Origin of the sequence: Pseudomonas sp. E45-MNA-CIBAN-0222, from assembly GCF_040310405.1 — a bacterium.
GTDB lineage: Bacteria > Pseudomonadota > Gammaproteobacteria > Pseudomonadales > Pseudomonadaceae > Stutzerimonas > Stutzerimonas stutzeri_AC.
Genome location: NZ_JBEOPU010000006.1, coordinates 92,416 through 116,482, shown reverse-complemented (window position 1 = coordinate 116,482; position 24,067 = coordinate 92,416). Strand labels below are relative to the sequence as shown.

Genomic DNA, 24,067 nt, shown 5'->3' with positions numbered 1-24,067 from the left:
CTTGCGCACCTACCTGACGCTCCTCCTGCTACTAATGCTGGCCGGCTGTGCCAGTCATCCCACGCCAACCGAGTCCTATTCCGTGGCGCCGGACGCGTCACCCCTCGGTCGGCGTATCCAGCAACTCTCCGCCGAGCACGCATACGGCTACTCGGGCTTTCGCCTGCTGCCCGAGAGCACCGAAGCCTTCGCCGCGCGCACCGAGATGATCCGCGCGGCACAGGTCAGCCTTGATATCCAGTACTACATCGTCCATGACGGGCTGACCACTCGCGCGCTGATCGACGAACTGCTGCAGGCAGCCGACCGCGGCGTTCGCGTCCGTCTCCTGTTGGACGACACCACCAGCGATGGTCACGATTACCGCATCGGCATCCTTGCAGCGCACCCCAATATCCAGATCCGTGTATTCAATCCACTTCATCTCGGCCGCAGCAACGCCATCACCCGGTCCATGGGGCGGCTGCTGCACCTATCCCTGCAACACCGTCGCATGCATAACAAGCTGATGCTGGTAGACGGCAGCCTGGCCATCGTCGGCGGACGCAACCTGGGCGACGAATACTTCGAGGCCGACCAGGGGATGAACTTCACTGACATCGATCTGCTCGGCGCAGGTCCGGTTGCCGTGCAGCTGGCGCAGAGCTTCGATGAGTACTGGAATAATCAACTGAGCGTGCCTATTCGGCGCTTTCTCTGGTGGCAGCCGAAGCCCAGCCAGCTGGTAAAGGCCCGGCAGCAGCTGCGCGACTATCTGCGGCAGGCCCGGCAGGACAACAGCGAGCAGTACCAGCGACTGATGCAGTACAAGCAGGAACCGCAATTGCAACAATGGTTGGACCAGCTCATCTGGGCCCCTGGTGAGGCAATGTGGGACGCTCCAGAGAAGCTGCTGGCAGAAGGCGTACCGGCTACTTCACTGCTGCTGACCACGCAGCTCGCCCCAACCATGCAGGCAGTGAGCAGCGAGCTGACGCTGGTTTCCGCCTACTTCGTGCCGACTGCCGATGGCGTGGCGTATCTCGCCGATCGTGCCGGTGCGGGCGTGACGGTGCGCATTCTTACCAACTCCCTGGAGGCAACCGACGTGCCCGCGGTACACGGCGGCTATGCGCCCTACCGCGAGGAAATGCTCGAGCTTGGCGTGCGTCTATTCGAACTGCGTCGGCAGCCGCAGCAGGAGCCTTCCTATAGCTTCCTTGGGGAGTCGGAGTCCAGCCTGCACAGCAAGGCCGCGGTGTTCGATCAGCAGAAGGTGTTCATCGGCTCCCTCAATCTCGACCCGCGCTCAGTCCTATGGAACACCGAGGTCGGCATTCTGGTGGAAAGCGACGAGCTGGCCCGCGAGGTTCACCGCCTCACGCTGGAAGGCATGTCGCCGGCACTGAGCTACGAGGTGCGTCTGGAAGAACGCGATGGGCGCAAGCAGCTGATATGGATCGCCGAGGACGGCGGTCGCCTGCGCGTGATCGAGAAAGAGCCAGGCGGGCTCTGGCGGCGCTTCAACGCCTGGTTCGCCGACGTGATCGGGCTGGAGAAGATGCTCTAGCGTTCGCAACCGACTGCAGCATGATCGCGCCTGGTTGCTATCAAACCGCCACAAATCATTCTTTGGGGTGATACCACTTAGCCAGCGGTCCGTTAGGCTCAGATCGCGGCTGCCACGCACGCATCGCTTCTATAAAAATAAAAAGGAGCACGACAATGGATCGTTTAACTCGCTTCTGTCTATTACTGATATTTGGAATGCTGCCCGCTTTTACCGAAGCGACCCAAGCCGAGCCCCCGTCTGATCTGCAGAGCATGCAGATCCACGCCAACCGCGCGACCAGCAGCCTGCTGCTCTACCGTGGCGAAGGCTTTCAAAGGGCGCATCTGCTGCGTCTGGAGGAAGACATTCGCGCGCTGAACGCGGCCATGCTCAACGTCGCCAACCCGACCAGCGCACTGCGCGAAAGCCATCATGTGCTGCAAGCACGCCTACGCGAAGGCGCAAGCTTTGGCTACGCGGAAGACGACATGCCCTGGGGCTGGCCATTGGAAATGAGCAAGGCGTTACGGGATTTCCTCACTGCCGCACGAGCGCAGCAGGGGGCGGACACTCAGGCCGAACTGCCGGCTAAGATCGAATATCTGGCGGTGCAGTACCTCAGCCGTGCCTACATCGGCTCGTTCGAGATCGCTCGTGAACAGCCCGACACTTACCTCGGTCAAGACGAGCGTCACCTGGTGCCGGCGATCAATGCACAACTCGCTGCATTGGACGGCAAGCGCGACCCTGCGCTGGCCAAGCTCAAGACGCGCTGGGACTTTCTCAAGGTGGCGCTGGAAGACATGAACAGCGGCAGCAACAATTTCACCACCGCCTCAGGCCGACCCTTCGCGCCGATAATGGTCGATCGCCATACCCGCAGTCTGAGCGACCAGTGGATGGCGGCCAAACCCTGAACCATCAGCCGTGGGCGGCCGACTCGCGCAGACGCACCGGACCGACACGCGCCTCGATAGCGAGGCGCAGGGGCTCGCGCAAGCCGAGCATGAAGCCTAACTCGGCTGCAACGAACAGCGGGCCGATGATCAGCCCCGAGAGGTCATCGACGAATGCCGGCTTGCGCCCCTCGAAATAGTGCCCGACGAACTGGATGATCCAGCCGAGTACGAACAGCCCTACCCCCACGCTCAGCCACAGCATCGTCGTTGCATTGGCAAGCCCTGCGCCCAACCACACGCAGAGCAGCAATACGGCGCTCATCAGCAGGCCATAGCGCAGATCCAGTCGCAGATAGAAAATCGCCGCCGCGAGCGACACCAACGCCGCAGGGCTGAGCCACAGGCCCGCCCACTCGACGCCTGGGCGCGACAGCAGCACGGCCACCGCCAGCACGATCAGCGGGATACCGACGAAATGGGTGAGCAGGTTGCGCGGATCGCGATGATAGGCCGCGTACTGAGCCAGGTGATCGGTAAGGGTTTTCATTGACGGCGCCTCGACAAGTACATCCTCCAAGCTTAGCCGCCGGGATGGTTGGCGCCGCCGCCAACGGCAGGGCAATCACGCCAACATTGATGAGTACCAGGCTATTGCTCGGGACGGTAGCCCAGGCGTAGCCCGCCCCAATGGCGACCACCTACCAGGATCGGTACGGAAAGATCGTGCATCAGCTCGCCAGTGTCACGGCTGTAGGTTTGCAGCAGCACACGGCGCTGGTGGCTGCCGCAGCGACCACCAGTGCGATCATTGAACAGGCGCTTGCTGCGACTCTTGACCCGATCTATTTCCGGGTTGCCCACTGGCGGCTGGCTGAACGCGCGGTTATGCGTCGGCACGTAGCCTTCGGGTGTGGTGGCGATGGCATACACCAGCGCCGAATGCTTCTGCAGCAACGGCTCCTGAATCGCCGGCAGCACCTCGTCGGCATAGCGGTCGAAGCGGGTCTGGTACTTCACCGGATCGGTGTTGGGTTGCGCCCGATAGTTACGGTCGAAGAGGTCGTCAAGACTGACCCGCCCAGCCTGGATATCCGCTTCGAACCGAGCGCCGATGGCCGCAGCCCCCTGACGGGCCAGATCGAATATTGACTGGTGATAATCGTCAAGCTGGACCTCGGCCAACTGCTCGCTCGCACTCTCGGCTTGCGCGACCAGCCGCTCGGCGGCCAGCTCGAGCTGGCGCGTTTGCTTCTCGCTATCCAAAGCATCTGCTCGCAGCTGATCGAGGGCGACGAACTGCGCAGTCAAGCGCTGATGGTTGTCGGCGGTGCCGGTGGTGATCTGCTCCACCTGACTTTCGACGCTGCCGGCCAGTTCGGCAATGCCGCTGAGCTGCTCACCGGTGGCGGCGATCTGCTCGGCAGCGGCGTCCAGCTCATTGCCCTGGCGCTGGATATAGCTAACTACCGCTTCGCTCTGCTGACGAATGTCGGCCACCATGCGCCCGACCTCCTCGGTGGCGCTGGACGTACGCGCCGCCAGGCTGCGCACTTCGTCGGCGACCACGGCAAAGCCGCGGCCGGCCTCACCGGCACGGGCGGCTTCGATGGCGGCGTTTAGGGCAAGCAGGTTGGTCTGGCTGGCAATGGACTGGATCACGTCGGTGATGCGGCGGATTTCTTCCGTCCGCGCCGAGAGCCCGTCGATCAGCTCGCGGCTGGCATGGGTTTGCTCACTGAGCTGCTGCATCCGCTCGATAGCTCGCTGCAGCTCGCTTTGTCCTGCATCGCTACGCTGGCGCACCGCCTGCGCCGCATCCAGCGTATGCCGGGCCCGATCGGCGCTGTCCTGCTCGGTGGCGGCGATGGCCTGAGCGCCGTTGGCAATCTCACTCACTGCCTGCAACTGCGATTTCAGGCGGCTGGCCAGCTGCTCGGCACTATAGGCGACCTGAGCAGCAGACAGGGCGTTATGGCAGGTATTGCGCGAGAGATTCTTGGTCAGTTCAGCGAAGGCCTGGGGTTCACTGTCAGTGACTGAAACGCCACGATCGGCGGCAAGCCAGGCGGTAAACCAGGGCCACATCGCGGCGACCATCAGCAGCGTGCCGGTCACAAGCAGCGGCGGGGTCAACCAGTGATGGACGAGCAACAAACCGATGATCAGCGCGGCCTGAAACACGACGACCTTGGGGTGGCGATTGGCGGGGCTCATGGACGGCCTCTTGTTCTTGTCGGATCGATCCGACGTTGTACGCATACCCTCCAATAAAGAACAGTAGTGCCTTAGTAGCAACGTGCCGTCATCGGAGGCTCACCCCTGATTTAACGGCCGCGCCCGCGCAAACTGAAGGCATCCAGGTATGCCTCCGGTCGCCCTCGGATGCTCTACCCAGCGAGCGGCCCATCCGGCGCGCTCAGAGGTAGCGAGAGCTGCACCCGCCGGCGCAACCATGGGCTCGGGCGATAGCGCGCTTCGCCGCCATAGCAACCCTGCATGGCCTGAAGAATGGCGAGAATTCGCCCCGCACCATAGTGCTCGGCGAAGCCCATTGGCCCTTTCGGGTAGCCCAGCGCCAGGGTGATCGCGCGGTCCAACGTCTGCGGATCGGCAATGCCCTTCTGCGCGATCTCGCAACCGAGATTGACGATGCTCGCCACCACCCGCTGACTGACGAAACCGGGCGAGTCGTTGATCACCTCCACCGGCACGCCATCGTGACTCAGCGCCTGTCGCGCCTGCGCTTCGAGAGCAGGGTCGAGCGCCGGTTGGCGCATCATCACCCGACGCCGATCGAAGTCGGCAAACAGGTCGAAGGCGATACTGCGGGTGGCGGGCAGATCAAGCCTGGCGATCATCGTGCTGGCATCCTCCCCCAGCGGGGTGATCAGGCAGATGGCGCGCTCCGACGGCACCTCGCCGGTTTCCAGCTGCGTACCGGCCTCGCGTAACAAGGCCGCCAGCCGGCCACGCAGTTCGGCATCCTGACTGTCCAGCCAAAACGGGCGCTCGACGACTACCGGCGACCATTGCGGCTCCGGCGTGCGGATCTGTTGGCCGTTCTCGTAGCGGTAGTAACCCTGCCCGGTCTTGCGTCCGAGCAACCCCGCTGCGACCCGCTGCGCCGCCTGGTAAGACGGTGTGTAGCGCGGGTCCTGATAGAACTGCTGGTACACCGACTCCATCACCGCATGGGAAATATCAAGCCCGGTGAGATCGAACAACTCGAACGGCCCCATGCGAAAGCCCGGTCCGTCGCGCAGAATGCGGTCGATCTGCTCGGCATTGGCGATACCCTCGGCAAGGATGCGCTGCGCCTCGGTGCTGTAGGCGCGACCGGCGTGATTGACCAGAAAGCCGGGGGTATCCGGCGTGATTGCCGGAAAGTGCCCAGCCTCTTCGGCCAACTTGACCAGCCGCTCGATGACCTGCGGATCGCTGCGCTCACCGCGCACCACTTCCACCAGCCTCATCAACGGTACCGGGTTGAAGAAGTGAAAACCGGCCACCCGCTCCGGGTGCTGGCAGGCCGCCGCGATGCGCGTGACCGAAAGCGACGAGGTGTTGGTCGCCAGCACCGCATCTTCGGCGAGCAGCGGCTCCAGCTCGATGAAGAGCGCCTGCTTGGCCTCGAGATTTTCGACGATCGCCTCGATCACCAGATCGCAGCCGGACAGATCGGCCAGCGCGGGCGCCGCCTGCATGCGGGCCAGCGTGGCGTCGAGCTCGGCGATGCTCAGCCGCCCCTTGGCCACGCCGCGTTCTAGCAGCTCACAGTTGAAGCGCAGCGCCTCGCTGATCGACTCGCTGCGTGCATCGTGCAACCAGACCTGCTTGCCGGCGCTAGCGAACAACTGTGCGATCCCGCGGCCCATGGCGCCTGCGCCGACAATGCCGATACGCTCAAACATGCAAACCTCCTCACGAGCAATGCGATATTTCGCAGTGCGGAACAAGATTCCATCGAATTGACCCTGAGCGTAAAGACTGCCAATCTCCAGCGCAAGTCAGCCGCCGAACCCGCACCTTCATGTCCGATCAACCCTATCCCGCCGCCACACTGCAACAGGTCGAACGCTCGTTGACCGGGTTCTTCCAGGACCTGGGCTGCCAGCTCAAGGAGTACGGCCGGGAGCGCGTGGTGGTCGAACTGCTGTTGTTGCCGCGTCACCTGAACAACGCCAGCAACCTGCACGGCGGCGTCACGGCGACGCTGCTGGACGTGGCGATGGGGCTCTGCGGAACCTGGGTCGAACAGCCGGAGCAGCGCCGCGTGGCGACCACGTTGTCGATGAACGTCAACTTCAGCTCCCCGGCACCAGTCGGCAGCCGCATCCGTGCGGTGGCCGTCTGCCGCTCCGCCGGGCACAAGGTGTTCATGGCCAGCTGCGATCTGCTGGACGAGGAGGACCAGTTGCTGGCCTTCGGCGAAGGCGTATACAAGCGCGGCAAACTGCGCAGCGAGCTGCCCTGAGCGATGCTTGCTCTGCTCCCGTTGGCGCTCGTCTGCGAGCTGTTCGCGCTGGTTACGCGCCTGCAGCTGCCGAGCGTGATCAGTGGTGCGCTATTGGTGCTGTTCTTCGTATGGCACTGGCGCTCGCTGATGCCCTACCCGCGCAGGCTCGGGCTGGTTACGCTGGGGCTTTTCGGTTACTGGGTGTTGTTCAGAGAGCCCGACTGGCAGCAGGCCCAACGGATGCTCGGCGCCGCGGCCTACTACGGCGCGTTCATCGGCGCCCTCGGGCTTGCTCACTGCGCGGTGAAGCGGATGCCGCAACTTGGTGAGCTGCATCGATTGTTGTTGCGGCAACCCCGTACCAGCCTCTACCCGAGCTATCTGTTCAGCACCTTTGCGATCAGCTCGGTACTGAGCTTCGGCATGCTCAATCTGGTCTGCGGCTCACTGGAACGCTATCTGGAGCGACAGCCGTATAGCCCGACCCAGCGCCGCGAGGGCGCCAGGGGCGTGATGGTTACGGCCCTGCGCGGCTTCGCTCTTGTGCCCTTGCTGGCACCGACCAGCGTGGCGGTGGCGATCCTCACTAGAGAGCTGCCTGGGCTGAGCTGGAGCGCCCTGCTGCCGTTCGGCCTGCTCTGCGGGGCCATCCTGCTGTTGGTGGGCTGGCCGATGGAAAACCACCGTCTGCAACAGTTGCGGGAAACCAATGCCCCGGTAAGTGACTCGAGCGCTACCGGGCCGGCAAAGGGGCTGCGCAACCTGCTGTACGGCAGTTTGCTCGGCATCCTGCTGATCGCACTGCTGGCCAGCCTGACCCCGCTGTCGGCAACTCAGGCTGCGATGCTGCTGGTGCCGCTCGCGGTGATCGGACAACTGCTACACCAGGGCGATGCACCGGCAACTGTTTATAGCGAGGTGCGCGACACCCTGGCGGGCATGCGCAACGAAACCTTTATCTTCGCCTGCTCGGCGCTGCTTGGTGGACTTACAGCTGTGCTGATCCCGGTAGAACGACTGGCCAGCCACTTCAGCAGCACGCCGTTGGCACTCTTCGGTCTCGGCAGTGCTGGCATGCTGACGATCATCGCCCTGGCCCTGCTCGGTGTCGCGCCGATCATCTCCCTGAGCCTGTGCGCCGCACTGCTCGCGCAGCTGGCCGGACACGGCGTAGCGATCATGCAGCCGGCAGTGGCGCTGCTGATCGGCTTTTCGCTGGCCATGCTGCTGTCGCCCTACGGCCCCTCGGCGCTGATGCTGGCACGCCACGCGCAGTTGTCGCCGTGGCGCATCGCCTTCGGCTGGAACGGCCGTTTCGTGCTGCTGGTGCTCGGCCCGCTGCTGCTGGTGCCGCTGCTGGCGTAGCGATCACATCCAGCCGTACTCGGCCATCGACAATGGCTCGCCATCACCAACGATGAAGTGATCGAGCACCCGCACATCGATCAGTGCCAGCGCCTCTTTCAGCCGCTGGGTCAGCTGACGATCCGCCTGACTCGGCTCGGCCACGCCGGACGGGTGATTGTGCGTAAGAATGACCGCCGCCGCATTATGCGCGAGGGCACGCTTGACCACCTGCCGCGGATAGACGCTGGCGCCGTCGATGGTACCGTGGAACAGCACCTCGAAGGCCAGCACGCGATGCTTGGAGTCGAGAAACAGGCAGCCGAACAGTTCGTGCGGCTCATGGCGCAGCCGCGCCTTGAGGTAGTCGCGTACCGCCTGCGGCGACTCCAGCGCCGAATCGCGGCGCAGCCGTTCGGCCAGATGCCGGCGCGCCATCTCCAGCACCGCCTGCAACTGCGCGAACTTGGCGGGCCCCAGTCCCAGATGTGCACCGAACTGATCGAGCTCTGCCTCCAGCAACGCCCGCAGGCTGCCAAACTCGGCGAGCAGATGGCGGGCCAGATCCACTGCGCTTTTTCCGGCGACCCCAGTACGCAGGAATATCGCCAGCAATTCGGCGTCGGAAAGCGCGGCTGCGCCCTGTTCGAGTAGCTTTTCCCGCGGCCGCTCCGCCGCGGGCCAGTCACGTATGCTCATGTCGCCTCCCTGTCGAGCAAGCCCACTTTTCCACTGTGGGCGCTGTGCTATCTTAGCCCGTCATTTTTCCGGGGTATCGGGCGAGTTCTGACCTGGTTCTCACTCCGGACAGTCCCTACAAGATAACAAGGCAGGCCTATGCAGCGGCTGTATCGTAAACGCATCGTCCTGGGCGTCGGCGGCGGCATTGCTGCCTACAAGAGTGCCGAGCTGGTCCGCCGCTTGCGTGACCACGGCGCCGAAGTCCGGGTGGTGATGACCCAGGGCGGACGGGAATTCATCACGCCACTCACTTTGCAGGCGCTCTCCGGTCACCCGGTCCATCTGGACCTGCTCGACCCTGCCGCCGAAGCGGCGATGGGGCACATCGAACTGGCCCGCTGGGCCGACCTGGTATTGATCGCCCCGGCCACCGCCGACCTCATGGCTCGTCTGGCCCAGGGCGTCGCCAATGATCTGCTGACCACCGTGGTGCTGGCGACCAATGCGCCGGTCGCCCTGGCACCGGCCATGAACCAGGCCATGTGGGCCGACCCGGCCACCCAGGCCAATCGCGAGTTGCTGCTGGAACGCGGCATTCGTCTGTTCGGTCCCGGTTCCGGCAGCCAGGCCTGCGGCGACGTCGGCATGGGCCGCATGCTCGAGGCCGATGAACTCGCTCAGGCCGCCGCGAACTGCTTCGCGACCGGGCTGCTGACAGGCAAGCACCTGCTTATTACCGCAGGTCCAACCCAGGAAAACATCGACCCGGTTCGCTACATCACCAACCACAGCTCCGGCAAGATGGGCTTCGCCTTGGCCGAGGCGGCCGCCGAGGCCGGTGCGCGAGTGACGCTGGTGACCGGCCCGGTGTTCCTGCCGACGCCCGATCGCGTGCAGCGCATCGACGTGGTCAGTGCCCGCGACATGCTCGCTGCCTGCGAAGCCGCGATGCCCTGCGACATCTTCGTCGCTGCAGCAGCAGTAGCCGACTACCGCCCGGAAGTGGTGGCGCCGCACAAACTCAAGAAAGACCCCAGCACCGGTGACGGCCTGCTGCTGCAAATGGTCCGCAACCCCGACATCCTCGCTACTCTGGCCAGCCGCCCGGACCGCCCGTTCTGTGTCGGGTTCGCCGCGGAAACCGAGAATCTGCTGGAGTACGCCACGCGCAAGCTGCGCGACAAGAACCTCGACCTGATCGTCGCCAATGACGTGGCCAACCCCAGCATTGGCTTCAACAGCGAAGACAACGCGGTCAGCGTCATCGACCGCCAGCAACACGAAACCCGCTTCGGCCAGGCCAGCAAGGGGCATATCGCCCGTGCGCTGGTGGCCTTCATCGCCGACCGCTACAAAGAGTCCTGACATGCACGCACTTCAAGCCAAGATTCTCGACCCTCGCCTCGGCCAGGATTTCCCGCTGCCCGAGTACGCGACACCGGGCTCTGCCGGCCTGGATCTGCGCGCCATGCTGCAGAGCGACACGGTGCTCGAGCCGGGCCAGACGCTGCTGATTCCCACCGGCATTGCCATCCACATCGGCGACCCGGGACTTGCGGCCCTGATCCTGCCGCGTTCGGGCTTGGGCCATAAGCACGGCATCGTGCTCGGCAATCTGGTCGGGCTGATCGACTCGGACTACCAGGGCGAACTGATGGTGTCCTGCTGGAACCGCGGCCAGAGTGCTTTCACCATCGCCGTTGGCGAACGCATCGCGCAGCTGATGCTGGTACCGGTCGTGCAAGCGCGCTTCGAACTGGTCGACAGTTTCGACAGCAGTGATCGCGGTGCCGGCGGGTTCGGACACTCCGGCAGCCACTAAGCAGAACCACTGTTACCTTTCAGGATGATTCGAGGAGCTTCATGGCACTCTTCAAGCGCACCGCCAAGGATTCAGGCGTACTGAACCCGGCCGGCACCCGCAGCAAGCGCGGCGGTTTCGATATCAAGCCACTGCTCGGCGGCTTGTTAAGCAGCCTGATCGGCCTTGGTGCCGCAGCCACCCTGCTCTGGCTGGGCCTGCAGAGTGCTCAGGAACAACAGCAGACTCAACTCGCCAATGCCTGGGGCCAAAGCCAGGCTAGCGCCCTGCAGCAGGCCCTAAAGCAGCTGCAGAGCGATACCCAGGCCGTGGTGGACCAGCAGCAACTAGCCGACGCACTTCGGGGCGACGTCGAGCGCAAAAGCGAAGCCGAGCAACGATTGCTGGAGTTGCCTGGCGTGATCGACGCGCACCTGAATCTACGCGGCAGGGCTGTGCCAGACACCAACCGCCCAGGTCCGTTGAACTTCGCCGCGCTCGATCTGCTGCAGCGGGTCGAAGCAGGCCAGTCGCCCGCGCCAGAGGCCTATAAGGTCGACAACCGCTGGCTGCTCTATAGTGCGGTGCCGCTACGCGCAGAGGGCCAGCAGGCCATACGCGGCACCCTTCTGCTAGTCAGCGATCTTGAACGCCTACTCACTGCGCTTCCGACGCTGCCCGCTGACGCCGGACAGTTACGTTTGACCCAGCAGTTCTCGGGTGCACCCGAGCAACAGCTGCTGCAACGCGGCGTGGCAGGCGATTCGGCTACTGCGACGGCTCTCGCTAGCGGCAACCCCAACTGGAAGCTGGCATACACGCCCGGCAACGATACTTCGCAGGCGAAACTCACGCCCATGCACCTGATAGCCGCGGCATTAGCTGCCCTTGCCGGCATGCTGATCGGCCTGCAGCTGGTGCTCGGCGCACAGCAACGCAAGCTGCGCGAAGACGTATTGCAGATCAGCCGTCTGCTGCAGGAACTCTCCACCGGCAAGACCATCCAATTACCGGCCTTGAGCCTGCCGGTCCTCGACGCACTGGCCAGGAACATGGTCCGACTGCCCGTCCGCTCTGCCGGACCGGCTTCGACTCAGGCACCCGCCGCGGCTCCAGCCGTTCGGCCCGCCAAACCTACCGAGTACGTCGATCCGCGCTTGCCGGAGACCGATATTCTCGACATCGATATTCTCGACGAGGACCAGGACATTTTCGGCCTCGACACCAAGGAGCGAGAAACCGCAATGAGCAGCGCCAAAGCCCCGAATTTGCCCGCCAGTATCTTTCGTGCCTACGACATCCGCGGCGTAGTCGGCGACAGCCTGACCAACGAGACAGCCTACTGGGTCGGCCGAGCCGTCGGCTCCCAGAGCCTCGCCCAAGGCGAGCCCAACGTTTCGGTCGGCCGCGATGGACGCCTGTCGGGTCCGGAACTGGTACAGCACCTCATACAAGGTCTGCTCGACAGCGGCTGCGATGTCAGCGATATCGGCATGGTTCCGACCCCAGTGCTGTATTACGCCGCCAACATCCTTGCCGGAAAGTCCGGCGTAATGCTTACCGGCAGCCACAACCCGCCGGACTACAACGGCTTCAAGATCGTTATCGCCGGCGACACCCTGGCCAACGAGCAGATTCAGACGCTACGCAAGCGCATCGAGACCAACGACCTGTCGAGCGGCGTCGGCAAGGTCGAGCAGGTCGATGTACTTGAACGCTACTTCCAGCAGATTCGAAGTGACATCGCCATGGCCAAACCCATGAAGGTGGTCGTCGACTGCGGTAACGGCGTCGCCGGCGTCATCGCCCCGCGCATGATCGAAGCACTGGGCTGCACCGTGATTCCGCTGTACTGCGACGTCGACGGCAACTTCCCCAATCACCATCCGGATCCGGGCAAACCGGAAAATTTGGTCGACCTGATCGCCAAGGTAAAATCCGAGAAGGCCGATTTGGGTCTGGCATTCGACGGCGACGGCGACCGCGTCGGTGTGGTGACCAATGCCGGCACCATGATCTATCCGGATCGCCTGCTGATGCTCTTTGCCAAGGATGTGGTTTCGCGCAATCCCGGTGCAGACATCATTTTCGACGTCAAATGCACGCGTCGCCTCACCCCGCTGATCAGCGGCTACGGCGGGCGCCCGGTGATGTGGAAGACCGGTCACTCGCTGATCAAGAAAAAGATGAAGGAGTCCGGCGCATTGCTGGCCGGCGAGATGAGCGGCCATATCTTCTTCAAGGAGCGCTGGTTCGGCTTCGACGACGGGATCTATAGCGCCACACGCCTGCTGGAAATTCTCAGCCAGGACAAGCGCGATGCCGAGCAGGTGTTCGCAGCGTTCCCCTGCGATATCTCGACACCGGAAATCAACATCACGGTGACAGAAGAAAGCAAATTCACCATCATGGACGCCCTGCAACGCGACGCTCAGTGGGGCGAAGCCAACCTGATCACCCTCGACGGTGTACGGGTCGACTATCCCAAGGGCTGGGGTCTGATTCGCGCCTCGAACACCACGCCGGTCCTGGTGCTGCGCTTCGAAGCCGATAGCGAGGAAGAACTCAGCCGCATCCAGGACGTCTTCCGCGTACAGCTGCTCAACGTTGCACCCGACCTCAAACTGCCGTTCTGATTTGCGGAGCCCTGCATGACCCTCAGCCGTGAAGCTGCCACCCAATTCGCCAAGGTACTGTCCGAAGCGCTGCCTTACATCCGCCGGTTCGTCGGCAAGACGCTGGTCATCAAGTACGGCGGCAACGCGATGGAGAGCGAGGAGCTGAAGACCGGCTTCGCGCGTGACATCGTGCTGATGAAGGCAGTCGGTATCAATCCGGTGGTGGTGCACGGCGGCGGCCCGCAGATCGGCGACCTGCTCAAGCGCCTGAACATCGAAAGCCACTTCATCGACGGCATGCGCGTCACCGACAGCCAGACCATGGACGTCGTGGAAATGGTACTTGGCGGGCAGGTCAACAAGAGCATCGTCAGCCTGATCAACCAGCATGGCGGCAGCGCCATTGGCCTGACCGGCAAGGACGCCCGCCTGATCCGCGCCAAAAAACTCAATGCGACCCGCCAGACTCCGGAGATGACCAAGCCGGAAATCATCGACATCGGCCATGTCGGCGAAGTTACCGGAGTTAACGCCGAGCTGCTGGAGATGCTGGTGAAGGGTAACTTCATCCCGGTCATCGCACCGATTGGCGTGGGCGAGAACGGCGAGTCCTACAACATCAATGCCGACCTGGTCGCCGGTAAAGTCGCAGAAGCGCTGAAAGCCGAGAAGCTGATGCTGCTGACCAACATTGCCGGCCTGATGGACAAGCAGGGCAGCGTGCTGACTGGCCTGTCCACGGCACAGGTCGACGCACTGATCGCCGATGGCACCATCTACGGTGGAATGCTGCCGAAAATCCGCTGCGCGCTCGAAGCGGTGCAAGGCGGCGTCAACAGCGCTCACATCATCGACGGTCGCGTCCCTAACGCGGTGCTGCTGGAAATCTTCACCGACGTAGGAGTCGGAACGCTGATAACCAACAGCCAGGGTTGAAGCAACTGCAAAAGAAAAGGGGAGCCGAAGCTCCCCTTTTTAATGCCGTCGATTTGTGCCGCCAGACCAATCAAAGATCGATACGGAACGACTCGAGCATCGCCGGGATACCTGGGAACATACCGATACCCAACATTACGGCGCATAGAACTATGAATACGATCGTCGGGATCACCCAGCGATGCAGGCGGCTCAAGGACTGACCGCGCTCCTTGTCACCGATTAGCCCTAGGTTGTCGAGCAGAACAGTCAGCGACCAACCGAACACCGGGTTAACCAGCGCTGACGAGAAAATTACGATAGCGGCGGACTGCGACGTCTTCCCTTCGCGAGTCATCTGCATCCCAGCCTCCAGTAGCGGCAGGAACACTCCCACCATCAGCGCCACGCTCAGCACCGGCGGCCATATCGCCAGGTCCATCGGATAACCCCATAGCGCAGCTACAACGCAGAGCAGACCGGTGAGCAATGCACCGGCGGGAATCGGCCGCTTGGCGATGGCGGCCGGCACCATGAAGGTACCCCAGGATGACGCCAGGTTGCCGCCGCCCAGCGAAGTGCCGACGATCTGCCGCGCCGCCGCTACGCACATGGTGTCATCGATGTTCATCAGCACTTTCTTCGCCTTCGGCGGGTAGTTGAGCTGCTGGAACACGCGATGACCGAGGAAGTCCGGCGACCACATCGCCACCGCCAACACGGCGAAGGGCGCGACGGCGATGAAATGATGCAACTCGGGCAGACCAATCTGCCAGCCGGTGTCATCACCCCACCAGTACATCGGATTCAGGTTGGGCACGCCAGGCTCGGTGGTGAACTCGAACGGCGCGCCCATGAGAAAGGCGATCAGGGCTGCTAATGCCGAGCCAAGCGGGATTGCCAGCCAGCGCATACGGATATGTTCGAGATAGGCGTACATCACGATGGTCGCGAACACCACGACGAAGGCGATGTAACCCATATCGAAGCTGTCGGCCCAGCCGAACAGCTTCTTGATCTGCGAGGTTATGCCGATGAAGCCGAGGTAGAGCAGCAGGCCGCCGCAAACCCCGTCGCTGGTAAGCCGCGCCAGCAAGCTACCCCCCTTGAATACACCCAAAGTGAAGCCGAGCACGCCGACCATGATACCCAGCGCCATCGGGTGGCCGCCCGACGCGACGATCAATGGAATCAGCGGAATCAGTGGGCCATGGGTACCGGCCAGATTGGCAGTCGGGTTGAGAAAGCCGGAGAACAGCACCACGAACAGCACCGCGGCAATCAGCATTTCGTAGCGGGCGTTCTCGATGACGAACTCATTGGACAGCCCCATCGGACCGGCAAAGGCCGCGACGACCGCGGCCACCATGACGATCTTGCCAATGGTTGCAGCCATCGCCGGCACCCAGTCTTCATACTCGAAGCGGTAGTCTCGAAACGGCAGGTTTATGCCCCAGCGCTTCGGCGCCATGATCTCGAGTTCGTGCTCAAGATAATCGGAGCGAGTCGCGAAATTTCCCTTCGGCTTATGGAGCTCCTGATAACTGCGTAGGTCCCTATCATTCATGATATTCAGCCATACCGAAAATTTCGCGACACGGTACAGACTGCCCCCCCTGAACTCATCCCTACCTTGAAACTATTGAGCTAGAGCGGTCGTTATGATAGTAAGCAAGCTACCCATCAGGCAGCAGCGAGACGTGCCGCCAACCCGAGACGTTTAGAGGCGGATTTGTTGGGAGGGGAAATCAGGGGATATCGAACGGGAGCTCCGCTGGGCAGCGAAGATTACTGCGTTTGCCCGAGCAACTCGGCGACGCGCTGCCGATCATTGGCAAAACTGACCTCGGCATCGGCGCGCGCCTTTTCGAATCGAGTGAGGTCGCGTAGCAGGCTTTGCTCTTCCTTCTCAAGATTCTTGATCTGCGCCAGGAGGTTATCCGGCACCTTGCGACCAGCACGCTCATGATTGGCCGCTTGCTTCTGCAGACTACTGCGCTGATTCCGAATCGACTGCAGGTTTCCCCGAGCCAATCCGATGACGCTGCCCAGCTCGGCCAGCTTGCGCGTCTCGGCACGCTCCACATCCTCGACACTGGCATACAGACGAAGCAACTGGGCATCCGACGCGTCACGCGCCTTCTGCGCCTGCAGCCGGGCGAACTCCTCGGCGCTCGGCGCCGGTGGCACCACACGAATGACCCGTCCTTGCTCATTGAGGACCTGATAGCCGCGCGAGATGTGCTGCGGCGGCACACCATGTCGATCAAGCACCACCACCCCACGCTCGTCCACATAGCGATACAGTTCGGCAGCCGAAGCCAGTGCCGGGTATACGACTCCCAGCAAAAGCATCATTCGAACGGCTACCGATTTGCGCATGGTGGAACACCTATCCTGGGTCAGATTCCATACTGCGCGCGATAGGCCTCAACCGCGGGCAGATACTGTTTCAACTGAACATCGTCGGCGAGATATTCCAGCACTTGCTCGAGCGACACAATACTGATTACTGGCATTCGATAATCACGTTCAACTTCTTGAATCGCCGACAGCTCTCCCTGCCCTCTTTCCTGGCGATTCAACGCAATCAGGACACCGGCCGCCTCGGCGTTCTGGGCCCGGATGATGTGCATTACCTCTCGGATTGCAGTGCCTGCAGTGATCACGTCATCAACGATCAGCACGCGACCGGCCAGAGGTGCGCCGACCAGAGTTCCGCCCTCGCCGTGATCCTTGGCCTCTTTGCGGTTGAAACACCAGGGCAAGTCGCGCTGATGCTGCTCAGCCAGGGCAATAGCCGTGGCGGCCCCCAAGGGAATGCCCTTGTAGGCCGGACCGAAGATGACGTCGAAGTCCAGACCGCTCTGCATCACCGCCGAAGCGTAGAAGCGCCCTAGCTGAGCCAGCGCACTGCCACTGTTGAACAGGCCGGCGTTGAAGAAATAAGGGCTGGTGCGGCCCGACTTGAGAGTGAACTCACCGAAACGCAAAACGCCGCGCTCGATGGCGAAGCGAATGAACTCGCGCTGGTACGCCTGCATGAGGAAATTTCCCGGAAAACCACTGTTTTAGCTAATTGCGAAGAGCTTGGGTTATCATACACGCACGTGTTTTTAGGGGCCATTTATGCGGATCATCAGTGTCAACGTGAATGGCATTCAAGCGGCGGCACAGCGAGGATTGCTCAGCTGGCTGCAAGCGCAGAATGCCGATGTCATCTGCCTGCAGGATACCCGCGCCTCTGCCTTGGAACTCGACGATCCGGCCTATCAGCTGGACGGTTATTTTCTCTATGCCTGCGATGCCGAGATTCCGGAGCAGGGAGGCGTGGCGCTCTATTCCAGGCTGCAGCCCAAAGCCGTCATCATGGGGCTGGGCTTCGAGACGGCAGATCGCTATGGACGCTATCTGCAGGCCGATTTTGACAAGGTCAGCATTGCCAGCCTCCTCGCGCCGTCTGGCCAAGGCGGTGACGCTGGCCTGAATCACAAGCTCAAGTTCATGGACGACTTCGCTCACTATATGGACAAGCAGCGTCGCAAGCGCCGCGAGTACATCTATTGCGGCTCGCTGTACGTCGCCCATCAGAAGCTTGACGTGAAGAATTGGCGCGACTGTCAGCAGGACCCTGGGTTCCTGCCACCGGAGCGCGCCTGGCTGGACGAGATCTTTGGCAACATGGGCTATATCGACGCACTGCGCGAGGTCAACCGCGAAGGCGATCTGTTCAGCTGGTGGCCGGATACCGAGCAAGCTGAGATGCTCAACCTCGGCTGGCGCTTCGATTATCAGATACTCACGTCCGGCCTGCGCCGCTTCGTGCGCAACGCCCGCCTACCACGGCAGCCGCGCTTCTCCCAGCACGCACCGCTGATCGTCGACTACGACTGGACGCTGAGCCTCTGAGGGCTCAGCGCTCGCCTTACTTGACGATTCGCCAGCAGAACGGATAGCGGTAGGGCTTGCCCTCATTGGCGCGAATGCCGGCGATCACCACCAGCACCAGCGCCACCACGCTTGCCAGAACCATCAACGGAAAACCGATGAGGATCCAGGCGAGCACGCCGCAAATCATTAGCACGATGCTGAAGGTGAGCTGAAAATTCAGTGCTTCCTTGCCCTGCTGATCGACGAAGGGATCCACGTCCTTCTTCAACTGCCAGACGATCAGCGGGCCGATCACATTGCCGATCATCGGCGCCAGAAACCAGAAGAACGCCGAGTAATGGCAGAACATCGCGCACTGACGCGCCTCGCGACTGGGCAGAGGAACGAGATCCTGATCGGCCATCACACGCGCCTCCTCTTTCAGTCTGCCAGCGCCGCGCGCTGCAATTCGAACAGCTCCCGTACGCCGTCATGGGCCAAGGCCAACATGGCATTGAGCTCGTCGGGGTGGAAGGGTGCACCTTCAGCGGTACCCTGGATCTCGATGAAGCCACCCGCGTCAGTCATCACCACGTTCAAATCGGTTTCTGCCGCGGAGTCTTCCAGGTAATCCAGATCCAACACCGGCTCGCCCTGATAGATACCCACCGAAACCGCAGCGATCATCTGCTTGATCGGATCGCCAGACTTCAAACCGCCCCGTTTCTTCAGCACCTTGAGCGCATCGATGACCGCCACCATGGCACCAGTGATAGACGCTGTGCGCGTGCCACCGTCGGCCTGGATCACATCGCAGTCGATGAACAATGTGTTCTCGCCGAGCTTGCTCATATCGAGCGCTGCACGCAGCGAACGACCGATCAGACGCTGGATTTCCAGGGTGCGGCCACCCTGCTTGCCGCGCGTAGCTTCGCGCTGGTTCCGGTCGCCGGTGGCGCGCGGCAACATGCCATATTCGGCAGTCAACCAACCCTGCCCCTGCCCTTTCAGGAAGCGCGGAACGCCGTTCTCGATGCTGACGGTGCAGATCACCTTGGTATCGCCGAACTCCACCAGCACAGAACCTTCAGCGTGCTTGGTGTAGTTACGGGTGATACGGATCGAGCGCAGCTGGTCGGCGGCACGCCCACTGGGTCGCTTCATGAATACACGTCCTGCTAGAAAAGAAAGTAACCAGCATTATAGGGCCCATTGGTTACGAATAGGGTCGCGGCCGTCAGGGCATCACTGCAGCGGCACCCGGTTTTCCTTTACAATCCTTCGCCTTTCGCAGCCCGCATTCGAGAGGTAACCCCGATGGTCCACAGCATGACGGCCTTTGCCCGCAGCGAGCAGGCCGGCACCCATGGCACCCTCAGCTGGGAAATCCGCTCGGTCAATCATCGTTATCTTGAGCCTCACCTACGCTTGCCTGAGGCGTTCCGCGATCTCGAGGGGCTGGTCCGCGACGCTCTGCGCAAGGGAATTTCCCGCGGCAAGGTGGAGTGCACCCTGCGTTTCACCGAGGAAAACAACCGCACGGCCCTACAGGTCGATCGCGAACGCGCGAGCCAACTGATCGCGGCAGCCGAAAGTGTTGCGGCACTGATCAGGCAGCCAGCCCCTATCGATCCCCTGCACGTGCTCGGCTGGCCAGGTGTGCTGGTGGGTGATGCGGCCGATCCACAAGCGCTCAACCACATTGCCCTGCAGCTTTTCCACAGTGCGCTCGATCAGCTCAAGGAAGGCCGCCGGCGCGAAGGCGAGGAGCTGGCCAAGCTGCTAAACGAGCGCCTGGACAGCATTCTCGAAGAAGTTGCCACATTGCGTGAACAGGTGCCGCATATGCTGGCAGCTCAGCGTCAGAAGGTTCTCGACCGCTTTGCCGAAATGCGCGCCGAGCTCGACCCGCAGCGCCTCGAACAGGAAATGGTGTTACTGGCACAGAAGAGTGATGTCGCCGAAGAGCTCGACCGCCTGAGTACCCATGTGACCGAGGTGCGGCGCGTACTCAAAACCGGTGGAGCAGCCGGACGCCGCCTCGACTTCCTCATGCAGGAACTCAACCGTGAAGCCAACACCCTCGGCTCGAAAGCATTCGACACGCGCAGCACTCAGGCAGCGGTGAACCTGAAGGTGTTGATCGAGCAGATGCGCGAGCAGGTGCAGAACCTCGAATAACCGCCGGCCGCCACAAGCGACTGGTCTATTTTTATCCCACAGCATTCATAGCGACTTCCAGGAACCCGTCATGTCCGCCACCACCGGTACGCTCTATATCGTTTCCGCGCCTTCCGGGGCCGGCAAGACCAGCCTGGTCAAGGCGCTGGTCGATGCACAACCGCAGGTGCGGGTGTCGGTATCCCACACGACCCGCGCCATGCGGCCAGGTGAGGTGGACGGGGTGAACTATCACTTCGTCAGTCGCGAGGACTTTCTCGCGCGACTGGAGCGTGACGAGTTTCTCGAGCATGCCGAGGTGTTCGGCAATCTGTACGGCACGTCGCAGCGCTGGCTCGAAGATACCCTGGCCGAAGGCTTCGACCTGATTCTGGAAATCGATTGGCAGGGTGCACAACAGGTGCGTCGGCTGATGCCGCAGGCCAAGTCCATCTTCATCCTGCCGCCAACCCAGGAAGCACTGCGCCAACGCCTCAACAACCGCGGCCAGGACAGTGACGAGATCATCGACAAGCGCATGCGCGAAGCGGTCAGCGAAATGAGCCACTACGTCGAATACGACTACCTGGTGATAAACGACGACTTCGCCCACGCACTGATCGACCTGCAATCGATCTTCCGCGCCAACCAGCTGATACAGCTGACGCAGCAGCAGCGGCATGCCCGCCTGCTCAGTGAACTGTTGGCGTAAACCGGCCAACGTGCAGCGCCGCAGAAACAGCGCTTCCATTAAGGCTGGTGATTTTTTAGACTACTCCGTCCGCTCGCCCATTCGGGCACGCTCTACCGCTACTGATGAGGAACACCATGGCCCGCGTTACCGTTGAAGATTGCCTAGACAACGTCGATAACCGCTTCGAGCTGGTCATGCTCGCTACCAAGCGCTCGCGGCAGCTGGCTACCGGCGGCAAGGAGCCCAAGGTGGCGTGGGAAAATGACAAGCCAACCGTCGTGGCCCTGCGTGAAATCGCTTCCGGCCTGGTCGACTACGATGTCATTGCACAGGACGAAATCGTTGACGACGAACCGCTCTTCACCCAGTACGAGGAAGAGCCGAACGAGGCCATCTGATTAAATGCCAGGTCGAAGTCGAACCGATAACATCGAAGCCCGCTGGCGAGGAGCACTATCTTGCCAGCGATAGACGCGCTCGCGGATCGCCTATCGACCTACCTCGGCCCAGACCAGGTCAACCTGGTCCGCCGTGCCTATTTCTACGCCGAGCAGGCCCACGACGGGCAGCGACGGCGCAGCGGTGAAGCCTACGTCACCCACCCCCTCGCGGTAGCCAATATCCTTGCCGACATGCACATGGACCATCAGAGCCTGATGGCCGCGATGCTGCATGACGTCATCGAAGACACCGGCATTCCCAAGGACGCACTGGTCGCGCAGTTCGGCGAAACCGTTGCCGAACTGGTCGATGGGGTCAGCAAGCTGACCCAGATGAACTTCGAGACCAAGGCCGAAGCACAGGCCGAGAACTTCCAGAAGATGGCCATGGCCATGGCTCGCGATATTCGCGTGATCCTGGTCAAGCTCGCCGACCGCCTGCACAACATGCGCACGCTGGAAGTGCTGGCCGGCGAAAAGCGCCGCCGCATCGCCAAGGAAACCCTCGAGATCTACGCGCCCATCGCCAACCGGCTGGGTATGCACACCATGCGCGTGGAGTTCGAGGATCTCGGCTTCAAGGCCATGCACCCGATGCGCTCCGAGCGCATCCGCGCCGCCGTGCGGCGCGCCCGTGGTAATCGCAACGAGATAGTCGAGAAGATCGAACAGTCGCTGATCCACTGCCTCGAGCGCGAAGGCCTGGAAGGCGACGTACTGGGCCGCGAGAAGCACCTGTACAGCATCTACAAGAAGATGCGCGGCAAGCGCAAGGCATTCCACGAGATCATGGACGTCTACGCTTTCCGCATCGTGGTGGACAAGGCAGATACTTGCTATCGCGTACTCGGCGCCGTACACAGCCTGTACAAACCGCTACCGGGACGCTTCAAGGATTACATCGCGATCCCCAAGGCCAATGGCTACCAATCCCTGCACACCACCCTGTTCGGCATGCATGGCGTGCCCATCGAGATCCAGATTCGCACCCGCGAGATGGAAGAGATGGCCAACAACGGCATCGCTGCGCACTGGCTGTACAAGTCTCCCGAGGACGAAGTGCCCAAGGGAACCCATGCCCGCGCCCGACAGTGGGTCAAGGGTGTGCTGGAGCTGCAGCAGCGTGCCGGCAACTCGCTGGAATTCATCGAGAGCGTGAAGATCGACCTGTTCCCCGACGAGGTCTACGTCTTCACCCCCAAGGGCCGCATCATGGAGATGCCCAAGGGTTCTACCGCCGTCGACTTCGCCTATGCGGTGCATACCGATGTCGGCAACACCTGCATAGCCTGCCGCGTCAACCGTCGCCTGGCGCCGCTGTCGCAACCGCTGGAAAGTGGCTCGACGGTGGAGATCGTTACCGCACCGGGCGCGCGACCGAACCCAGCATGGCTTAATTTCGTCGTCACCGGCAAAGCCCGTACGCATATCCGCCATGCGCTCAAGCTGCAGCGCCGCTCGGAGTCGATCAACCTCGGCGAGCGCCTGTTGAGCAAGGCACTCAGTGGTTTCGAAACCAGTTTGGAGAAGATCAGCGCGGAGCGTATTCAACAGGTGCTCGCCGAGTACCACATGGAATACGTCGAGGATCTGCTGGAAGACATCGGGCTGGGCAATCGCATGGCCTACGTGATCGCGCGCCGCCTGATATCGCGCGATAACGAAGAGGCGCCGGCGCTCGAAGGGCCGCTGGCAATCCGCGGCACGGAAGGGCTGGTGCTCAACTACGCCAAGTGCTGCACACCGATTCCTGGCGACCCAATCGTCGGGCATTTGTCCGCCGGCAAAGGCATGGTGGTGCACCTCGACACCTGCCGGAACATCGCCGACGTTCGCCACAACCCCGACAAGTGCATCCAGCTGTCCTGGTCCAAGGATGTTACTGGCGAGTTCAACGTCGAGCTGCGCGTCGAGCTGGAACACCAGCGCGGTCTGATCGCGCTGCTGGCCGGCAGTGTCAACGCCGCCGACGGCAATATCGAGAAGATCGGCATGGACGAGCGCGACGGGCGCATAAGTGTCGTCCAGCTGGTGGTCAGCGTGCATGATCGCGTGCACCTGGCCCGGGTTATCAAGAAGCTGCGCGCGATCAAGGGCGTCACACGCATCACCCGCGTCAAGGCCTGATCACTCCGCCAACGCCTTCCCAGGCAACACCCGCACAACGCCTCGGCTGGCCGCTGCCTCCGTCAGCCATTATGCTGGCTGCCCGCTGCCCAATTCCCAGAGGAGTCTCCATGAGCAAGACCGTGATCAACACCGACAAGGCCCCAGCCGCCATTGGCACCTACTCCCAAGCCATCAAGGCCGGCAACACCGTCTACCTGTCCGGGCAGATCCCGCTGGACCCCAAGAGCATGGAGCTGGTGGAAGGTTTCGAAGCGCAGGCGGTTCAGGTGTTCGAGAATCTCAAGGCTGTGGCGGAGGCGGCCGGTGGCTCGCTGAAAGACATCGCCAAGCTCAATATCTTCCTCACCGACCTCGGCAACTTCGCTACCGTCAACGAAGTGATGAGTCGCTACTGCCAGCAGCCGTATCCGGCACGCGCCGCCATCGGCGTTTCCGCGCTGCCCAAGGGCGCGCAGGTAGAAATGGACGCCATCCTGGTCATCGACTGATCAACGACAGCCCGGCCAGGCGCGGTACACCTGGCCGGCT

General features: G+C 62.2%; 23 protein-coding genes. 14 read left to right on the top strand and 9 right to left on the bottom strand.

Going from position 1 to position 24,067, the window contains the following annotated elements; translation table 11 throughout:
* Position 1 precedes the first annotated feature (1 nt).
* Positions 2-1,549 carry a phospholipase D family protein gene (locus AAEZ08_RS10925; RefSeq protein WP_500124263.1) on the top strand — a complete coding sequence of 516 codons (1,548 nt, stop codon included), beginning with the start codon at positions 2-4 and terminating at the stop codon, positions 1,547-1,549.
* A gap of 155 nt (positions 1,550-1,704) precedes the next feature.
* Positions 1,705-2,448 carry a hypothetical protein gene (locus tag AAEZ08_RS10920; RefSeq protein WP_500124262.1) on the top strand — a complete coding sequence of 248 codons (744 nt, stop codon included), beginning with the start codon at positions 1,705-1,707 and terminating at the stop codon, positions 2,446-2,448.
* A 4-nt stretch (positions 2,449-2,452) separates the two neighbouring features.
* Here AAEZ08_RS10920 and AAEZ08_RS10915 read toward each other — a convergent pair whose 3' ends face one another.
* From AAEZ08_RS10915 to AAEZ08_RS10905, 3 genes are all read right to left on the bottom strand, one after another.
* Entirely contained in the window at positions 2,453-2,977 is a 525-nt protein-coding gene (locus tag AAEZ08_RS10915; protein ID WP_003283372.1) for an Mpo1 family 2-hydroxy fatty acid dioxygenase, read from the bottom strand.
* Positions 2,978-3,078: 101 nt separating this feature from the next.
* The gene (locus AAEZ08_RS10910; protein WP_500124343.1) at positions 3,079-4,515 is read right to left on the bottom strand and encodes a methyl-accepting chemotaxis protein; all 1,437 of its coding nucleotides are present in this window, start codon (positions 4,513-4,515) and stop codon (positions 3,079-3,081) included.
* A gap of 302 nt (positions 4,516-4,817) precedes the next feature.
* A complete protein-coding gene (locus AAEZ08_RS10905) occupies positions 4,818-6,341 on the bottom strand; it encodes a 3-hydroxyacyl-CoA dehydrogenase (RefSeq protein ID WP_500124261.1) in 1,524 nt (507 codons plus the stop codon).
* 119 nt (positions 6,342-6,460) lie between these two features.
* Here AAEZ08_RS10905 and AAEZ08_RS10900 point away from each other — a divergent pair, with 119 nt between their 5' ends.
* Together AAEZ08_RS10900 and AAEZ08_RS10895 are read left to right on the top strand one after the other, a co-directional pair.
* Positions 6,461-6,904 carry a PaaI family thioesterase gene (locus AAEZ08_RS10900; protein WP_500124260.1) on the top strand — a complete coding sequence of 148 codons (444 nt, stop codon included), beginning with the start codon at positions 6,461-6,463 and terminating at the stop codon, positions 6,902-6,904.
* 3 nt (positions 6,905-6,907) lie between these two features.
* The gene (locus tag AAEZ08_RS10895) at positions 6,908-8,251 is read left to right on the top strand and encodes a hypothetical protein (protein ID WP_500124259.1); all 1,344 of its coding nucleotides are present in this window, start codon (positions 6,908-6,910) and stop codon (positions 8,249-8,251) included.
* Between the two features lie 3 nt (positions 8,252-8,254).
* Here AAEZ08_RS10895 and radC read toward each other — a convergent pair whose 3' ends face one another.
* On the bottom strand, positions 8,255-8,929 hold the full coding sequence (radC, locus tag AAEZ08_RS10890) for a RadC family protein (RefSeq protein WP_102820668.1): 675 nt from the start codon (positions 8,927-8,929) through the stop codon (positions 8,255-8,257).
* Between the two features lie 138 nt (positions 8,930-9,067).
* Between radC and coaBC the strand changes: the two genes are divergently transcribed.
* Genes coaBC through argB form a run of 4 tightly spaced genes read left to right on the top strand, consistent with a single transcriptional unit; the run spans position 9,068 to position 14,266 of the window.
* A complete protein-coding gene (coaBC, locus tag AAEZ08_RS10885) occupies positions 9,068-10,276 on the top strand; it encodes a bifunctional phosphopantothenoylcysteine decarboxylase/phosphopantothenate--cysteine ligase CoaBC (protein WP_003283362.1) in 1,209 nt (402 codons plus the stop codon).
* Position 10,277: 1 nt separating this feature from the next.
* Positions 10,278-10,733: a dUTP diphosphatase gene (gene dut, locus AAEZ08_RS10880; RefSeq protein ID WP_003283360.1), complete on the top strand. Its 456-nt coding sequence runs from the start codon at positions 10,278-10,280 to the stop codon at positions 10,731-10,733.
* 41 nt (positions 10,734-10,774) lie between these two features.
* Positions 10,775-13,348, top strand: a complete 2,574-nt coding sequence (locus tag AAEZ08_RS10875; protein WP_500124258.1) for a phosphomannomutase/phosphoglucomutase — start codon at positions 10,775-10,777, stop codon at positions 13,346-13,348.
* Between the two features lie 15 nt (positions 13,349-13,363).
* Positions 13,364-14,266 carry an acetylglutamate kinase gene (gene argB, locus AAEZ08_RS10870; RefSeq protein WP_058063613.1) on the top strand — a complete coding sequence of 301 codons (903 nt, stop codon included), beginning with the start codon at positions 13,364-13,366 and terminating at the stop codon, positions 14,264-14,266.
* Between the two features lie 70 nt (positions 14,267-14,336).
* Here argB and AAEZ08_RS10865 read toward each other — a convergent pair whose 3' ends face one another.
* The 3 genes from AAEZ08_RS10865 to pyrE form a co-directional block, all read right to left on the bottom strand.
* Positions 14,337-15,812 carry a DUF3360 family protein gene (locus AAEZ08_RS10865; RefSeq protein ID WP_500124257.1) on the bottom strand — a complete coding sequence of 492 codons (1,476 nt, stop codon included), beginning with the start codon at positions 15,810-15,812 and terminating at the stop codon, positions 14,337-14,339.
* A 221-nt stretch (positions 15,813-16,033) separates the two neighbouring features.
* Entirely contained in the window at positions 16,034-16,600 is a 567-nt protein-coding gene (locus AAEZ08_RS10860; protein WP_036991616.1) for a DUF4124 domain-containing protein, read from the bottom strand.
* A gap of 47 nt (positions 16,601-16,647) precedes the next feature.
* A complete protein-coding gene (gene pyrE / locus AAEZ08_RS10855) occupies positions 16,648-17,289 on the bottom strand; it encodes an orotate phosphoribosyltransferase (RefSeq protein WP_003283353.1) in 642 nt (213 codons plus the stop codon).
* A gap of 85 nt (positions 17,290-17,374) precedes the next feature.
* Here pyrE and crc point away from each other — a divergent pair, with 85 nt between their 5' ends.
* Positions 17,375-18,154: a catabolite repression control protein Crc gene (gene crc, locus AAEZ08_RS10850; RefSeq protein WP_181066304.1), complete on the top strand. Its 780-nt coding sequence runs from the start codon at positions 17,375-17,377 to the stop codon at positions 18,152-18,154.
* A gap of 16 nt (positions 18,155-18,170) precedes the next feature.
* On the opposite strand, the gene AAEZ08_RS10845 is transcribed toward crc, so the two are convergent.
* Both AAEZ08_RS10845 and rph read right to left on the bottom strand, forming a co-directional pair.
* Entirely contained in the window at positions 18,171-18,539 is a 369-nt protein-coding gene (locus AAEZ08_RS10845; protein ID WP_500124256.1) for a DUF4870 domain-containing protein, read from the bottom strand.
* Positions 18,540-18,556: 17 nt separating this feature from the next.
* Positions 18,557-19,279 carry a ribonuclease PH gene (gene rph / locus AAEZ08_RS10840; protein ID WP_003283349.1) on the bottom strand — a complete coding sequence of 241 codons (723 nt, stop codon included), beginning with the start codon at positions 19,277-19,279 and terminating at the stop codon, positions 18,557-18,559.
* 153 nt (positions 19,280-19,432) lie between these two features.
* Between rph and AAEZ08_RS10835 the strand changes: the two genes are divergently transcribed.
* The 5 genes from AAEZ08_RS10835 to AAEZ08_RS10815 all read left to right on the top strand — a co-directional run bounded on the left by AAEZ08_RS10835 (position 19,433) and on the right by AAEZ08_RS10815 (position 24,027).
* Positions 19,433-20,296: a YicC/YloC family endoribonuclease gene (locus AAEZ08_RS10835; RefSeq protein WP_058063611.1), complete on the top strand. Its 864-nt coding sequence runs from the start codon at positions 19,433-19,435 to the stop codon at positions 20,294-20,296.
* A 70-nt stretch (positions 20,297-20,366) separates the two neighbouring features.
* A complete protein-coding gene (gmk, locus tag AAEZ08_RS10830) occupies positions 20,367-20,987 on the top strand; it encodes a guanylate kinase (protein ID WP_003283347.1) in 621 nt (206 codons plus the stop codon).
* A 116-nt stretch (positions 20,988-21,103) separates the two neighbouring features.
* Complete coding sequence (rpoZ, locus tag AAEZ08_RS10825) at positions 21,104-21,367, top strand: DNA-directed RNA polymerase subunit omega (RefSeq protein ID WP_003283345.1); 264 nt, start codon at positions 21,104-21,106, stop codon at positions 21,365-21,367.
* A gap of 60 nt (positions 21,368-21,427) precedes the next feature.
* Positions 21,428-23,536 (top strand): bifunctional GTP diphosphokinase/guanosine-3',5'-bis pyrophosphate 3'-pyrophosphohydrolase, encoded by a 2,109-nt coding sequence (spoT, locus tag AAEZ08_RS10820; protein ID WP_058063610.1) that lies wholly within the window; start codon positions 21,428-21,430, stop codon positions 23,534-23,536.
* Positions 23,537-23,646: 110 nt separating this feature from the next.
* Entirely contained in the window at positions 23,647-24,027 is a 381-nt protein-coding gene (locus AAEZ08_RS10815; protein ID WP_003283343.1) for a RidA family protein, read from the top strand.
* Positions 24,028-24,067: the final 40 nt, after the last annotated feature.

Coding starts and splice junctions, on each gene's coding strand:
- coaBC (WP_003283362.1), top strand. CDS start 9,068: ATGCAGCGGCTGTATCGTAAACGCATCGTCCTGGGCGTCGGCGGCGGC.
- AAEZ08_RS10905 (WP_500124261.1), bottom strand. CDS start 6,341: ATGTTTGAGCGTATCGGCATTGTCGGCGCAGGCGCCATGGGCCGCGGG.
- pyrE (WP_003283353.1), bottom strand. CDS start 17,289: ATGCAGGCGTACCAGCGCGAGTTCATTCGCTTCGCCATCGAGCGCGGC.
- crc (WP_181066304.1), top strand. CDS start 17,375: ATGCGGATCATCAGTGTCAACGTGAATGGCATTCAAGCGGCGGCACAG.
- rph (WP_003283349.1), bottom strand. CDS start 19,279: ATGAAGCGACCCAGTGGGCGTGCCGCCGACCAGCTGCGCTCGATCCGT.
- AAEZ08_RS10845 (WP_500124256.1), bottom strand. CDS start 18,539: ATGGCCGATCAGGATCTCGTTCCTCTGCCCAGTCGCGAGGCGCGTCAG.
- AAEZ08_RS10915 (WP_003283372.1), bottom strand. CDS start 2,977: ATGAAAACCCTTACCGATCACCTGGCTCAGTACGCGGCCTATCATCGC.
- gmk (WP_003283347.1), top strand. CDS start 20,367: ATGTCCGCCACCACCGGTACGCTCTATATCGTTTCCGCGCCTTCCGGG.
- AAEZ08_RS10900 (WP_500124260.1), top strand. CDS start 6,461: ATGTCCGATCAACCCTATCCCGCCGCCACACTGCAACAGGTCGAACGC.
- AAEZ08_RS10865 (WP_500124257.1), bottom strand. CDS start 15,812: ATGAATGATAGGGACCTACGCAGTTATCAGGAGCTCCATAAGCCGAAG.
- argB (WP_058063613.1), top strand. CDS start 13,364: ATGACCCTCAGCCGTGAAGCTGCCACCCAATTCGCCAAGGTACTGTCC.
- AAEZ08_RS10910 (WP_500124343.1), bottom strand. CDS start 4,515: ATGTGGCCCTGGTTTACCGCCTGGCTTGCCGCCGATCGTGGCGTTTCA.
- AAEZ08_RS10815 (WP_003283343.1), top strand. CDS start 23,647: ATGAGCAAGACCGTGATCAACACCGACAAGGCCCCAGCCGCCATTGGC.
- AAEZ08_RS10835 (WP_058063611.1), top strand. CDS start 19,433: ATGGTCCACAGCATGACGGCCTTTGCCCGCAGCGAGCAGGCCGGCACC.
- AAEZ08_RS10895 (WP_500124259.1), top strand. CDS start 6,908: ATGCTTGCTCTGCTCCCGTTGGCGCTCGTCTGCGAGCTGTTCGCGCTG.
- rpoZ (WP_003283345.1), top strand. CDS start 21,104: ATGGCCCGCGTTACCGTTGAAGATTGCCTAGACAACGTCGATAACCGC.
- radC (WP_102820668.1), bottom strand. CDS start 8,929: ATGAGCATACGTGACTGGCCCGCGGCGGAGCGGCCGCGGGAAAAGCTA.
- AAEZ08_RS10920 (WP_500124262.1), top strand. CDS start 1,705: ATGGATCGTTTAACTCGCTTCTGTCTATTACTGATATTTGGAATGCTG.
- dut (WP_003283360.1), top strand. CDS start 10,278: ATGCACGCACTTCAAGCCAAGATTCTCGACCCTCGCCTCGGCCAGGAT.
- AAEZ08_RS10875 (WP_500124258.1), top strand. CDS start 10,775: ATGGCACTCTTCAAGCGCACCGCCAAGGATTCAGGCGTACTGAACCCG.
- AAEZ08_RS10860 (WP_036991616.1), bottom strand. CDS start 16,600: ATGCTTTTGCTGGGAGTCGTATACCCGGCACTGGCTTCGGCTGCCGAA.